Raw genomic sequence first — 13,722 nt, forward strand, 5'->3', positions numbered from 1 at the left:
TACTAATCTCCTTAGAATTTCTGCCATCCTATGGGGACAAAATATTCTTTAAACTTGTATATACAGTAATCATCCGTCATGCCGGCAATGTAATCACATACACTTCTCTCATGTGCCAACCGGATCTTGTTTTCTTTATCAGGGTCATCTTTACTGATGGCGGAAAGAGCATTCTCGAGCATGCCCATGTATTCATTGGTCATGGATCCCGGATTCTCCATATAGTATTTAAAAAGAAGACTGATCATACGGTGAACCTTGATCTCTTCTTTTCTGGCTTCTCCGCTTATATACACGTGATCAAACATCCACTGACGTAGTGTCTGCATCGCCTTTTCTGTTTTGGGTGACATTATGAGCTCATTTTTATCTTTTGAGCTGTATATAACATCATGAATGAGCGTGTTAAGTCGTTCTTTAACGGAGTGTCCGAGAACATCGGTGATCTCCTTTGGGATCTCACTTTCTTTTATAAGTCCCGCACGTATGGAGTCATCGGTATCATGATTGATATAGGCGATCTTATCTGCAAAACGAACGGCCTGTCCTTCAAGAGTATGAGGGTGACCTGAGGTGCGGTGGTTAAGTATACCATCCCTTACTTCTTTTGTGAGGTTCAGCCCCTTGCCGCCTTTTTCAATCACTTCAACAACACGTACACTCTGTTCAACATGAGAGAAACCTTTGTGGCAAAGCTCATTAAGGATCCGTTCTCCGCTGTGACCAAAGGGAGTATGACCGAGATCATGTCCCAGTGCGATGGCTTCAATGAGGTCTTCGTTGAGTCTTAAGGCTTTTCCAAAGGTACGGGCAATCTGACTTACCTCCAGGGTATGGGTAAGTCTGGTGCGGTAATGGTCTCCTTCGGGAGCGATAAATACCTGTGTTTTGTGTTTAAGTCTTCTGAAGGCTTTGCAATGTATGATCCGGTCTCTGTCACGTTCGTAGCAGGGGCGGATGTCATCCGGATCTTCGTATGTATCACGGCCTGAGGACTCGGCTGACAGGGCTGCATAGGGTGACAATGCGATCCGCTCAAGTTCTTCAAGTTCTTCACGTATACAGCTCATAGTTGCCCCCATATTATAAAAAATTTATAAATAAATAATAGCATTTTCGGGCTTTATCCGCAATATATTGCGACCATTTGAGCAAGCTACGCTACAGAGTGTAAGGCGGTTGTAATCCATTTTTTTAAATTCGTAAGGTGGTGGAATGGGTCAGAAAATGCAGGGGATGCGCGACGGCCCACGAGATTGAAAGTACATCCTCTCGGTCATGTTCGCCCAGTATGCACAGGTGTGTGCATACTGATCGTACATGACCGAGAGGATGTTCTTTCAACTCGCAAGCCTAGCCGCACATCCCCTGCATTTTCTTTACACATTGATAAGCCTAAAATATAAAATGCCGCCACTAAAGGGCAGCAAGAGAATTTTGAATTAGAGTTCTGCAATTGCCTCAATTTCACACTTAACACCCTTTGGGATGTCCTTTACGGCGACGCAGGATCTGGCGGGGTTTGAAGTGAAGTATTTTGCGTAGACTTCGTTGAAGGCGGCGAAGTCGTTGATGTCGCTGAGGAAGCAGGTGGTTTTTACTACCTTGTCCATTGAGCTTCCGGCAGCTTCTACGAGGCCCTTGATGTTCTTGCAGCTCTGCTCTGCCTGTTCAGCTATGGTTTCGGGTACGTTGCCTGTGGCGGGATCTACTGGAATCTGGCCGGAACAGAAAACGAGGTTTCCAACCTTCATAGCCTGTGAATATGGGCCGATTGCTGCGGGTGCATTGCTTGTTGTTACTTTCTCCATGATAATTAGTCTCCTTGTTCTTTTATCTTTGTTATCGCCAGGGTTCCGGTGCGGGCAAGCTCGATGATGCGGATGGACTTGAGGGTGTCAAGGAACATTTGGACACGCTCGGGAGTATCGCACATCTTTATGGTCATCATGGTCTTTGAGAGATCGATGATCCTTGCCCCCATGATCTGGCAGTTTTCCATGATGTCTTTTCGGTTGTCACGGTTATACTTTATTTTAACGAGTACCAGTTCCTGGGACAGTCCTTCGCTTTCGTCAAAGGTTTTGACTTTTATGATATCAAGTTTTTTGTTTAACTGCTTTTCTATCTGTTCAAGAGTCCGCTCGTCTCCGCTTGAAACGATGACCATGTTGGAAATGTTTTTATCTTCTGTTTCTCCAACTGTCAGTGAATCGATGTTGAAGCATCGTCTCCAGAAAAGACCTGCTACCTTTGCAAGTACACCCGAACGGTTCTCTACAAGACATGAATATATTCGTTTCATTCGGACCTCCTTAAGATATCTCAGATGGATCAACATCAACTTCCATAAGAACAGATTCATCCATCTTAAGGAATTCCTCCAGACCCGGGTCGATGCTGTTGTTATTTGAAACTCTGATATATTTCATGCCGTAAGCCTCGGCTATTTTGTCAAGCTCGGGACTTCCGGAGAGATCCGTTACAGAGAATCTGTCATTGTAGGTAAAATGCTGATACTGTCTTACAAGTCCCAGCCATCCGTTTTTGATGACGGCTATCTTTACAGGAACATTGTACTGACGCATGGTGGCAAGCTCCATCATACACATCTGGAAGCCGCCGTCTCCAACAACCGCAACAACCTGCTTTTTCGGATCGGCAAGTTTTGCTCCCAGGGCTGCCGGTACGGAATAGCCCATGGTTCCCATGCCGCCGGAGGTGAAGAATTTGCCGTTACGCATTACGTAATTACCGCAGCTCCACATCTGATTCTGGCCGACGTCAGCTACGTAGATGGCATCATCCTTAATTTTGGTACTGAGCTGGATAACGAATTCTTCGGGTGTTACAAGCTCAGATTTTCTCACTCTTTCAAGCAGATTCTTGAGCTTTTTGTCTTCGGATTCCTTTTTGTAGTTTTTCAATACATCAACCCATTCGTGATAATCAGCATCGTTCTTCTGTTGATTAAATTCTTCGAAAACGCTTGCTATATCACCAACCAGAGGAATCTCGGGACCTGCATTTTTGCCTATTTCCGCAGGATCCACGTCGATATGAACAAGGGTCTTGTTTTCTGTAATGAGATCAGGCTGGCTGATGGATCTGTCTGCAACTCTTGCTCCTACCATGATGATCATATCAGCTTCATTCATGGCTCTGTTTCCGTAAGAGTTTCCGTTATTGCCCACCATTCCGAAGAACATGGGATCCGAGGTTTTCATTACACCGATTCCCATCATTGTGCAGACAACCGGGATACGATTTTTATCTGCAAAGGTACGGACTGCTTCTTCTGCTGCAGCGAGGTGAACACCGCCACCCACACAGATTATCGGCTTTTTTGCATCCTTAAGTCTTGCGAAGACTTTCTTTATCTGAACGGCATTACCCTTGACCGTCGGACGGTAGGTACGAAGCTTTGCCTCCTCAGGGTAATGGAAATTCTTAATATCCTCTTTCTGGATATCTATAGGAATGTCTATGAGAACAGGTCCCCGTCTTCCGGAGCTTGCGATATAAAATGCCTCCTTCATGATTCGGGGAATTTCCTTTGAATCTCTTACGATATAAGAATACTTGACAAAGGATTCGCAGGCACCGCAGATGTCAGCCTCCTGGAACACATCCGAACCCACCAGCTGACTGTTAACCTGACCGGTTATGACTACTATAGGGATACTGTCAGCAAAAGCTGTTGCTATTCCGGTGATGATATTGGTTGCACCGGGACCCGAAGTAACCGCAGCAACTCCGACTTTTCCTGTGGTTCTGGCATAGCCATTGGCCGAATGAGCAGCATTCTGCTCCTGACGAACAAGTATGGTTTTAATGTCGCTGTCCAGGATGCTATTGAAGAACGGAGCTATAGCTACTCCTGGATAGCCGAAAACATATTCAACCTGTTCCTGCTCAAGACATTTAACTAAAGCGTCTGCACCTGTCATATGAGGGAATCTCCTTCTTGAGTTCTTATAGAGTCCGCTGGCGTAATGATTTAAACATTGAGCTGCCGGACTTTGGATTATATTGCCATTAAAAACGGCTTGTGACTTTATCAGGGTCTGTTTATGAGTTTGAAGCCTTCCTCCACAAACTTCTGGCGGATTGCTTCGATATGCTCGAAGTTTCTGGTCTCCATCTGGAGAGTGAGGTAACAACCGTTGATGTCTGTTCCCATGGAGATGGAATTATGGTCGACCTTTGTGACATTGGCACCCATGGATGCAACAATGTGTGAAACCTCTTCAAGCTGACCTGGCTTGTCCAGAAGCTCTATAGTGAGGTCGGCCTTTCTTCCGGTCTTGATGAGACCGCGGTTTATAACTCGTGAAAGGATGTTAACGTCGATATTTCCGCCTGATACTACGCAGACTACTTTCTTGCCTGCTACAGGGATCTTGTTGAAAAGAACGGCGGCTACTGAAACCGCACCGGCACCCTCTGAAACCACCTTCTGCTTCTCCATAAGTGTAAGGATTGCAGCAGCTGTCTCATCGTCTGTAACGGTTACGATCTCATCAACATACTTGCTTACCATATCGTAAGTTACATCACCGGGACATTTTACAGAGATGCCGTCTGCGAAGGTATGAACTGTCTTGAGAGGCTCGATCTTCTTGTTCTTAATGGCCTCAGCCATACTTGGAGCACCATCTGCCTGAACACCGTAAACCTTGCAGTTAGGGTTCAGCTTTTTAACGACGAAACTTACACCTGAAATGAGTCCACCGCCTCCGATGGGAACTACAACTGCATCGGCATCTGCAAGCTGATCACAGATTTCCATACCGATGGTTCCCTGTCCGGCAATGACATCGATGTCATCGAAAGGATGGATAAATACAGCGCCTGACTCTTTCTGATATGCAACAGATGCTGCATAGGCATCATCATAAACACCATCAATCATGCGAACCTCGGCACCAAAGCTCTTTGTGGCTTCAACCTTTGAAATAGGTGCGATGGCAGGAAGGAAAATAGTTGACTTGATGCCTGCTCTCTGAGCTGCCAATGCTACGCCCTGTGCATGATTTCCTGCGGAACAGGCAACGACTCCCTTTGCCTTCTCTTCCGGTGAAAGGGTTGAGATCTTGTAGTAAGCACCTCTTATCTTGAAAGAACCTGTATTCTGAAGATTTTCAGCCTTCAGATAAAGGTCGCAGCCTGCATCGATTCTTGTTGCGTGTACAAGCTCGGTTTTGTTGATGACAGGCTTAAGTACGTGAGCTGCCTGGTATACGCGGTCTAGTGTAAGTTCGTTCATGTTTTTTAGTCCTCCCAAATTTTGCGATCTTTGGGTGTTTTCCTGAAGAATTGATCTTCTGTGTGAAAGCCTCGAAAATCGTAGATTGATTTCAATCTCAGAGAGTTTTCCATGCAATATGTTGATTGGTCTCTGAGGATGAGTTTGAGGGATAGTGCCCTCTATTGGTTTAGTCTTCTTTGAATTCAGTTCTCAGGTCAACTTTTCTGATGTCGTAAAGCTTTTCAAGCTGTGAGATTACCTGAGTTCTCATATAATCGTCTCCTGTGGAAACGATCTCTATCTTGGTCACACCGGGAACATCCGTCGGGCCGGCGTGGATTGTTTCGATATTGTAGCCTCTTTTTGAGTAAAGACCTGTAATTCTGTTAAGCACACCGAAGCGGTTATTTACCCAAAGATCAATGATAAATTTCTCTTCCATGATTAGCTTCGTTCCTTTCAATATATTGTTTTCAGCAGTCTGTACTAAACTGCTTTGAAATATCATTATAAATGCTTTCAACCTGCAGCTTCCCCGATCACATCGGGGAATGAGGCCTTAATCCTTCAGGATGATGCTCTTTATGGACTTTCCGGGCGGGATCATGGGAAGAACCTTTTCATCCTCGCTTATATGACAGTCGATAACGAAGGATCCTGCCGGATCTTTATCGGTCTCTTCCAGTACTTTCTCAAGCTCCTCAAGAGTTGATACAGAGTAACCCTTTGAGCCGAAGGCATCCGCAAGGGCTGCAAAGTTTGTCTTTCTTGCGAGAGTAGTCTGGGAATATCTGCCTTCGTAGAAAATACCCTGCCACTGACGTACCATTCCTAGAACATTGTTGTCAAGGATTACAACTGTGATAGGAAGCTCCTGGCTTACTACTGTACAAAGCTCATTCAGATTCATACCGAAGGAACCCTCCGAAGTGAAAAGAACTGTTCTCTTACGCCCTGAACCGATGCAGCCTCCGATGGCAGCGCCGAGACCGTAGCCCATGGTTCCGAGACCACCTGAAGTAAGTAAGGTACGGGGCTGTTCAAAGTCATAGAACTGTACTGTCCACATCTGGTGCTGTCCCACATCGGTAGCAACGACTGTGTCATCCTGAACATGTTTTCTGACAGTTTCAATGATGTTTTTTGGACAGAATTCTCCGGGACGATCCGGGATTCTGGTCTTCTTGAACTCTTCAACCTCTTCTCTCCATTCCTTGTGACGAACCCCCTGGATGTCCTTTAGAAGATCCTGAAGGATACCCTTTATCTCACCCTGGAGACAGACATCGGGGCTTACATTCTTTCCGAATTCAGCCTTGTCTATGTCAATGTGAATGACAGTACATTTTCTTGTATATTCACCGATATCTCCTGTGGCACGGTCTGAGAATCGCACACCGATAGCAAGCATCAGATCACATTCTGCCTGAGCTTTTGTGGCTGCATACTGTCCGTGCATTCCGCACATTCCGAGATTGTATTCGTAGGAATCCGGAATGGCTGTTCTGCCCATCATGCTGAGGCCTACCGGTGCATCCAGTCGATGTGAAAGCTCCAGAACTTCCTTCTCTGCACCTGAAGCGAGAACGCCGCCACCGCAATATATGAATGGTCTCTGGCAGTTCCTGATGGCTTCAAGAGCAGCTTCCTTTACGTAAGGAACCTTTGGCTTATCCGGCATGCGGGGAACAACTGCGATGCCGTACTCACACATATCGGTCTGGACATTCTTTGGAATATCTATAAGTACAGGACCCTTTCTTCCGGAGTTTGCAATGAGAAATGCTTCCTTGATGGTCTGCTCCAGTTCCTGAACCGAACGCACCATGAAATTGTGCTTAACCACCGGCTGGGTGATGCCCACAATGTCTACTTCCTGGAAACTGTCACGGCCCAAAGCATTGATGGAAACATTACCGGTGATGGCAACCAGCGGAACTGAATCAAGGTTTGCATTGGCTATGCCGGTAACAAGATTGGTGGCACCCGGACCGGAAGTTGCGATAACCACTCCGGTTTTGCCTGAGGCTCTGGCATAGCCGTCAGCTGCATGGCAGGCGCCCTGCTCGTGAGCTGAAATGATATGGTTGATCCTGTCACTGTTTTTATACAGCTCGTCATAGATGTCGAGAACCGCACCTCCGGGATAACCGAATACGGTATCAACGCCCTGCTTAACGAGTTCTTCAATCAGAATCTGTGCTCCCTTTAATCTCATATTTGTTCTCCTTTTAAGGTGAAAATAATCCTATGATATGAGTCGTTAAAACGCTGTAGAATCCAACAGACACCTGTTGGATTTCGCGTTAGCCGTCACATGTGCGTTTGTGTATACACAGCGCCCCGCGTGACGGCTTTATCGCGGAAATAATAAGTTTTTTTCTATAAATCACAAATATAATAATACAACTATTTTAAATAAATATCATGGATTTTTGACGGCTTTTACAAATCAGGCAATGTAAAGAAACACTGCTAAAAAAATAACCTTGCAGTTGTAAAGCTGCAAGGTTCAAAAGCGCGTCATGACTTTATTTCTCCTGAAAAGCTTTACACAAATAAGCATTATTGCTAATGACAATAATGTTCACGAGAATAATAATGACTGCTAGTACAACACTGTAATTATTCATGCTTCTTTGCGTGCCTTTCATTAAAATATATAAAGTAATTATGACTTTCTAAGTACGGCATGTCAACAATCAATAAGTTATAAGAGCTATGCTATAAGTTATAGCTGTTATGCTTTGGGATTGTAGACCGGGCTGCTCTTTCGGCAGGTTCAAAACTTATGGTGTGGCGTTTTTTCCCGGATTCAGGGAATTGATAAACTGCTGTGCCACTCTTCCGGTGTGGCCACCCTTTCTCACGGACCAGACATTGGCAGCGGCAAGAAGCTCTTTCTCCTCCATATCAATGTGATATTTCTTTGCGAGATTGATGACAATTTGCTGGAATTCCTGCATGCTTGGCTTGGTGTAAAGAATGTTGAGACCAAAGCGGTCCACAAGGGAAAGCTTCTCTTCCAGGGTGTCGGAGTGGAATACATCTCCGCCTACTCCCATATCGTCACGGTCCTTTGTGTTTTCCTTTATGAGATGACGGCGGTTCGAGGTGGCATAAATCAGGATGTTGTCCGGCTTTGTTTCGAAGCCGCCTTCGATGACTGCCTTAAGGTATTTGTATTCGATCTCAAAATCCTCAAAGGAAAGGTCATCCATGTAGATTATGAATTTATAGTTTCTGGTCTTAACCTTTGATATCACATAGGAAAGATCTTTGAACTGATGCTTGTAGATCTCGATAAGTCTGAGACCCTTCGGATAAAATTCGTTGAGGGTCGCCTTGATGGTGGTGGACTTTCCGGTTCCGGCATCTCCATAGAGAAGCACGTTGTTGGCGCTCTTCCCTTCCACAAAAGCCAGGGTGTTGTCATAGACCTGCTTCTTCTGCAGCTCATAACCCACAAGGTCATCGTAGTTTACCGACTCCAGGTTGTTGATAGGGATAAGCTCAGGAGAACCGTCAATATTATTTCTGATACGGAAAGCTTTATTGAGACCAAACATTCCGACGCCGTAGTTTTCATAGTATTCTGAGATGGCATCATAAAAGCGCTCCCGAGTACCGGCCGAGAGAAGCCTGACTTTCAGAGAGTTTACGGTTTTTGAAATGTAGCTGTAGTACATTCTCTCGTGCTTCTGCACAGCCTTATAGGTCTGCAGCTTTTTCATACAGCTGATCCCAAGCTTCAGCTCAAGGAAAGAGAAATCATAATGGATAAGATCCATGAGATATCTGCAGTCGCTGAGAGCTATTTCTGAGGCAGAGCCCTTCGGGATCACAGCATTTTCTGAAACCAGCGCAAGAGGATTTTCGTCATTCATGATGAGAAAGCTAATGTAGGCTGCCCAGAGATTCTCAGTGAAACCGTATTTTGTTGCGGTCTCCATGATGTAGTGAACCTCATCCAGACATTCTGAAAGAAGCTCCTGAACAGACTGTTCCTCATTGTATCTCAGAAGATTCTCCGCCTTCGCCAGAGTCCTCAGAGTCCGGTCATGTTTTACATTGTTGTACAAGATAAGATGGTCAAGTATTTCAAGCATTTTGCACCTCCGTGCCTGAATAGAAATAAAGACCGGCGTTTAAAACAGCCGGCCTTAAAAAACGGTTTTTAAAAATTAGTTGTTAACAAGCTTGTCAGATTCGTTGTTCCAGCTGTAAAGCTTTCTGATATCTGCACCAACTGTCTCTGTAGGGTGCTGAGCAGCCTTTGCTCTCATTGCCTGGAAGTGAACCTGACCATTATTCATATCCTGAAGGAACTCTGATGCAAATGTTCCGTCCTGGATGTCTGAAAGGATCTTCTTCATAGCCTTCTTGGTATCCTCTGTAACGATCTTCGGACCTGTTACATAGTCACCGAACTCAGCTGTGTTGGAGATGGAATATCTCATGCCTGCAAAACCTGACTGATAGATAAGGTCTACGATAAGCTTCATCTCGTGAACACACTCGAAGTAAGCATTTCTTGGATCATAGCCTGCCTCAACCAGAGTCTCGAAACCTGCCTGCATAAGTGCACAAACACCACCGCAAAGAACTGCCTGCTCACCGAAAAGGTCTGTTTCAGTCTCCGTCTTAAAGGTTGTCTCAAGGATACCTGCACGTGCGCCGCCGATGCCTGCGCCGTAAGCAAGAGCCTTGTCAAGTGCATGACCGGTAGCATCCTGATGGATAGCTACGAGACAAGGTGTTCCCTTTCCTGCCTGGTACTCTGAACGAACTGTGTGTCCCGGTGCCTTAGGAGCGATCATAGCTACATCAACGTCTGCAGGAGGAACGATGAGCTTGTAGTTGATATTGAAGCCGTGTGCGAACATAAGCATATCGCCGGCCTTAAGGTTTGGCTCTACATCCTTCTTGTACATACTTGCCTGAAGCTCGTCGTTAATGAGGATCATAATGACGTCTGACTGCTTTACAGCCTCTGCTGTAGGAAGTACTGTGAGACCCTGTGACTCTGCCTTAGCCTTTGATTTTGAACCCTCATAAAGACCTACGACTACATCACAGCCTGACTCTTTGAGATTGAGTGCATGTGCATGTCCCTGTGATCCGTATCCGATGATGCAGATCTTCTTGCCGTTAAGGAAAGATATGTCACAGTCTTTTTCGTAAAATAATCTTGGTTCTGCCATTTTTAAAATCCTCCAAAATATAGTAATTAACTCATAAGCTTATATCGCTTGTAATTAAATAAAATTATAGTTTTTGCACAATCAAAATGCAACAGCAATTATGAAAAGATAATATATTATAACTTCATAGAATGTATAACCAAAGGTCGGTTACAAAAAAAGAGAATCCTTACGGATTCTCTTAAACTGCTATTTATTTTATTCTTTCAGCAATCTCTCTTGCTACATATACTCCACTTGCTGAAGCGTGTGAAAGAGAATGGGTAACGCCGCTGCCGTCTCCTATTACAAAGAGATCGGGATAGATGGTTTCAAGCTTTTCATCAACAGAAACTTCCATATTGTAGAACTTAACCTCTACACCGTAAAGCAGGGTGTCATCATTGGCAGTGCCCGGAGCGATCTTGTCGAGAGCATAGATCATCTCGATGATTCCATCCAGGATTCGCTTCGGAAGAACGAGACTCAGGTCACCGGGGGTAGCCTTAAGGGTAGGTCTCACAGTTCCCTCTTCTATACGCTTAACCGTACTGCGGCGTCCTCTTTCGAGATCTCCGAATCTCTGAACGATGACTCCTCCGCCCAGCATGTTGGAGAGGCGGGCAATGCTTTCGCCGTAGCCGTTACTGTCCTTGAAGGGCTCTGAGAAATGCTTGCTTACAAGGAGCGCAAAGTTTGTATTTTCTGTCTGAAGGGAAGGATCCTCATAGCTGTGACCGTTTACTGTGATGATGCCGTTGGTGTTTTCATTAACAACCGCACCACGTGGATTCATACAGAAGGTACGTACAGAATCCTCAAATTTCTGGGTCTGGTAAACGATCTTTCCTTCGTAAAGTGCACTGGTGATATCCTCAAATACAACTGCCGGAAGCTCTACACGGACACCAAGGTCAACACGATTTGACTTGGTCGGGATATTAAGCTCGTCACAAACAGACTGCATCCATTTGCTGCCGCTGCGGCCTACAGAGATGACGCAGTATTTACAGGTAGCTTTACCGTCCTTGAAAGATACCTCGTAGCCATCCTCAAGCTTCTCAACCTTTTCGATAGGTGTTCTGAAGAAGAATTTGATGTGATCCTTCATCTCCTCATACATGTTCTTGAGAACAACATAGTTCTTGTCGGTGCCCAGGTGTCTTACTGATGCATCAAGGAGTGTGAGCTTGCTCTGGATGCACTTCTTTTTAAATTCCGATCCTGAAGTGCTGTAAAGCTTTGTGCCCTCTCCGCCGTGGCTCATGTTAATGTTGTCTACATATTTCATAAGCTCGATGGCATTGTCACGTCCAACGTGCTCATAGAGAGTTCCGCCGAAAGCATTGGTAATGTTGTACTTGCCGTCAGAGAAGGCTCCTGCTCCGCCGAAACCGCTCATGATGGAGCAGATAGGACAATTGATACAGGACTTAACCTTGTCTCCATCTATGGGACATTTTCTCTTTTCCAGAGGATTGCCGGATTCATAGACTGCGATCTGAAGCTGAGGGTCCAGTTTCATAAGCTCATAGGCCGCGAAAATACCTCCAGGTCCCGCGCCGATTATTATAACGTCAAAATTAGTGTTCATTGATTTTCTCCTTTAAGTGCCTGTGAAAGATCATCAATTATGTCCTGAACATTCTCGATACCGACTGAAAGTCTGATCATATCAGGCTTGATACCGCCTGCCAGAAGCTCTTCATCAGTCATCTGACGGTGAGTTGAGGATGCGGGATGAAGAACACAGGTATGTGCGTCGGCAACGTGGGTTGCGATGATGGCCAGCTTAAGGCGCTTCATAAACTCTTCTGCGCTTGCTCTTCCGCCCTTTACACCGAAGGAAATAACTCCGCAGGTTCCGTCAGGCATGTACTTTTTAGCGCGCTCATAATACTTGTCGCCTTCAAGTCCCGGATATGTTACATATGCTACCTTTTCATTAGCTTGAAGGAACTCGGCAACCTTCTGTGCATTTTCACAATGTCTCTGCATTCTGACAGCAAGGGACTCAAGTCCGAGGTTCAGCATGTAGCAGTTCATAGGTGAAGGTATGGAGCCAAGGTCTCTCATGAGCTGTGCTGTGGCCTTTGTAATGAAAGCTCCCGCTTTTCCGAACTTTTCTGCATAGGTGATACCGTGATAGGAATCATCCGGTGTGCAGAGGCCCGGGAATTTGTCGGCATGAGCCATCCAGTCAAAGTTTCCGGAATCAACAATTGCACCGCCTACTGTTGCATCGTGACCGTCCATGTACTTTGTGGTTGAATGGGTTACGATATCTGCTCCCCATTCGATGGGTCTGCAGTTAATAGGTGTTGCAAAGGTGTTGTCAATGATCAGAGGAACGCCATGCTTGTGGGCAGCATTGGCAAAACGCTCAATGTCTAAAACTATCAGAGCGGGGTTTGCGATGGTCTCTCCGAAAACGCACTTTGTGTTTGGCTTGAATGCTGCTTCCAGCTCTTCGTCTGAGCATTCCGGATCCACAAAAGTGAAATCTATGCCCATTTTCCTCATGGTGACATTAAAAAGGTTGAAGCTTCCGCCATAGATACTGGAAGATGCGATAACGTGATCTCCTGCACTTGCCAAATTGAAAACAGAGAAAAATGTTGCCGCCTGACCTGAAGATGTAAGCATTGCTGCTGTTCCGCCCTCAAGGGCTGCGATCTTTGCAGCAACGTAATCATTGGTAGGATTCTGAAGTCTTGTATAGAAGTATCCTTCAGCCTCCAGATCGAAAAGCTTTCCCATATCAGCACTTGTATCGTACTTAAAGGTGGTGCTCTGATATATAGGTATCATGCGTGGCTCGCCATTTTTTGGTGTATAGCCGGCTTCAATGCATTTTGTTTCTTTTTTCATTAGTTTGCGAAGCTCCTTTGGATGATTTGTTAATGTGAATTTAAACACGCCATAAGTGGGTGACAAACAGCTTTGACACCCACTTACTTTTACCTATTCATGATAGCGCATCACCGTTACCTTGTAAAATTAATTATATGTTATGGCTGATATCACCCTTCAATCCACGGGGCACAAAAAAAGAGTTTTGGGAAACCCAAAACTCTTTTTTTTAGTCGATGCGACAAGATTCGAACTTGCGACCTCTGCGTCCCGAACGCAGCGCTCTACCAAGCTGAGCCACGCATCGCTTTTGTGCAAGTGAAATCTTAGCAAAGCAATGGAGATGTGTCAAGTTCTGATTATTTTTTTCTGAAATAATTCTCGACAAGCGGTAACAGTTCAGTCGGTGGACCACCAGCCCCGTCCCACTGGTCC

The 13,722-nt window shown here is 45.3% G+C and carries 11 protein-coding genes and 1 tRNA gene; all 12 read right to left on the minus strand.

Features of this window, described 5'->3' with window-relative positions:
* Nucleotides 1–11 precede the first annotated feature (11 nt).
* A complete protein-coding gene (locus tag T357_RS0103405; RefSeq protein ID WP_031548622.1) occupies nucleotides 12–1,070 on the minus strand; it encodes a deoxyguanosinetriphosphate triphosphohydrolase in 1,059 nt (352 codons plus the stop codon).
* Between the two features lie 372 nt (nucleotides 1,071–1,442).
* Nucleotides 1,443–1,811 carry a RidA family protein gene (locus T357_RS0103410; protein WP_031548624.1) on the minus strand — a complete coding sequence of 123 codons (369 nt, stop codon included), beginning with the start codon at nucleotides 1,809–1,811 and terminating at the stop codon, nucleotides 1,443–1,445.
* 5 nt (nucleotides 1,812–1,816) lie between these two features.
* The gene (gene ilvN, locus T357_RS0103415; protein WP_031548626.1) at nucleotides 1,817–2,305 is read right to left on the minus strand and encodes an acetolactate synthase small subunit; all 489 of its coding nucleotides are present in this window, start codon (nucleotides 2,303–2,305) and stop codon (nucleotides 1,817–1,819) included.
* Between the two features lie 10 nt (nucleotides 2,306–2,315).
* Nucleotides 2,316–3,950 carry a biosynthetic-type acetolactate synthase large subunit gene (ilvB, locus tag T357_RS0103420; RefSeq protein WP_031548628.1) on the minus strand — a complete coding sequence of 545 codons (1,635 nt, stop codon included), beginning with the start codon at nucleotides 3,948–3,950 and terminating at the stop codon, nucleotides 2,316–2,318.
* Between the two features lie 110 nt (nucleotides 3,951–4,060).
* Complete coding sequence (gene ilvA / locus T357_RS0103425) at nucleotides 4,061–5,269, minus strand: threonine ammonia-lyase (RefSeq protein WP_031548630.1); 1,209 nt, start codon at nucleotides 5,267–5,269, stop codon at nucleotides 4,061–4,063.
* 169 nt (nucleotides 5,270–5,438) lie between these two features.
* On the minus strand, nucleotides 5,439–5,693 hold the full coding sequence (ilvN, locus tag T357_RS0103430) for an acetolactate synthase small subunit (RefSeq protein ID WP_029201126.1): 255 nt from the start codon (nucleotides 5,691–5,693) through the stop codon (nucleotides 5,439–5,441).
* Between the two features lie 117 nt (nucleotides 5,694–5,810).
* Nucleotides 5,811–7,469: a biosynthetic-type acetolactate synthase large subunit gene (gene ilvB, locus T357_RS0103435; protein WP_031548668.1), complete on the minus strand. Its 1,659-nt coding sequence runs from the start codon at nucleotides 7,467–7,469 to the stop codon at nucleotides 5,811–5,813.
* A gap of 571 nt (nucleotides 7,470–8,040) precedes the next feature.
* Complete coding sequence (locus T357_RS0103440; RefSeq protein WP_031548670.1) at nucleotides 8,041–9,360, minus strand: ATP-binding protein; 1,320 nt, start codon at nucleotides 9,358–9,360, stop codon at nucleotides 8,041–8,043.
* Nucleotides 9,361–9,435: 75 nt separating this feature from the next.
* Nucleotides 9,436–10,455, minus strand: a complete 1,020-nt coding sequence (ilvC, locus tag T357_RS0103445; protein WP_031548671.1) for a ketol-acid reductoisomerase — start codon at nucleotides 10,453–10,455, stop codon at nucleotides 9,436–9,438.
* 193 nt (nucleotides 10,456–10,648) lie between these two features.
* Entirely contained in the window at nucleotides 10,649–12,028 is a 1,380-nt protein-coding gene (locus T357_RS0103450; RefSeq protein ID WP_031548673.1) for an NAD(P)/FAD-dependent oxidoreductase, read from the minus strand.
* On the minus strand, nucleotides 12,025–13,305 hold the full coding sequence (locus tag T357_RS0103455) for an O-acetylhomoserine aminocarboxypropyltransferase/cysteine synthase family protein (RefSeq protein ID WP_031548677.1): 1,281 nt from the start codon (nucleotides 13,303–13,305) through the stop codon (nucleotides 12,025–12,027). Before T357_RS0103455 ends, T357_RS0103450 begins: the two co-directional genes overlap by 4 nt.
* 215 nt (nucleotides 13,306–13,520) lie before the next feature.
* Nucleotides 13,521–13,594: transfer RNA gene (locus tag T357_RS0103460), tRNA-Pro, on the minus strand.
* Nucleotides 13,595–13,722 lie beyond the last annotated feature (128 nt).

Origin of the sequence: Oribacterium sp. FC2011 (assembly GCF_000701645.1) — a bacterium.
Lineage (GTDB): Bacteria > Bacillota > Clostridia > Lachnospirales > Lachnospiraceae > Oribacterium.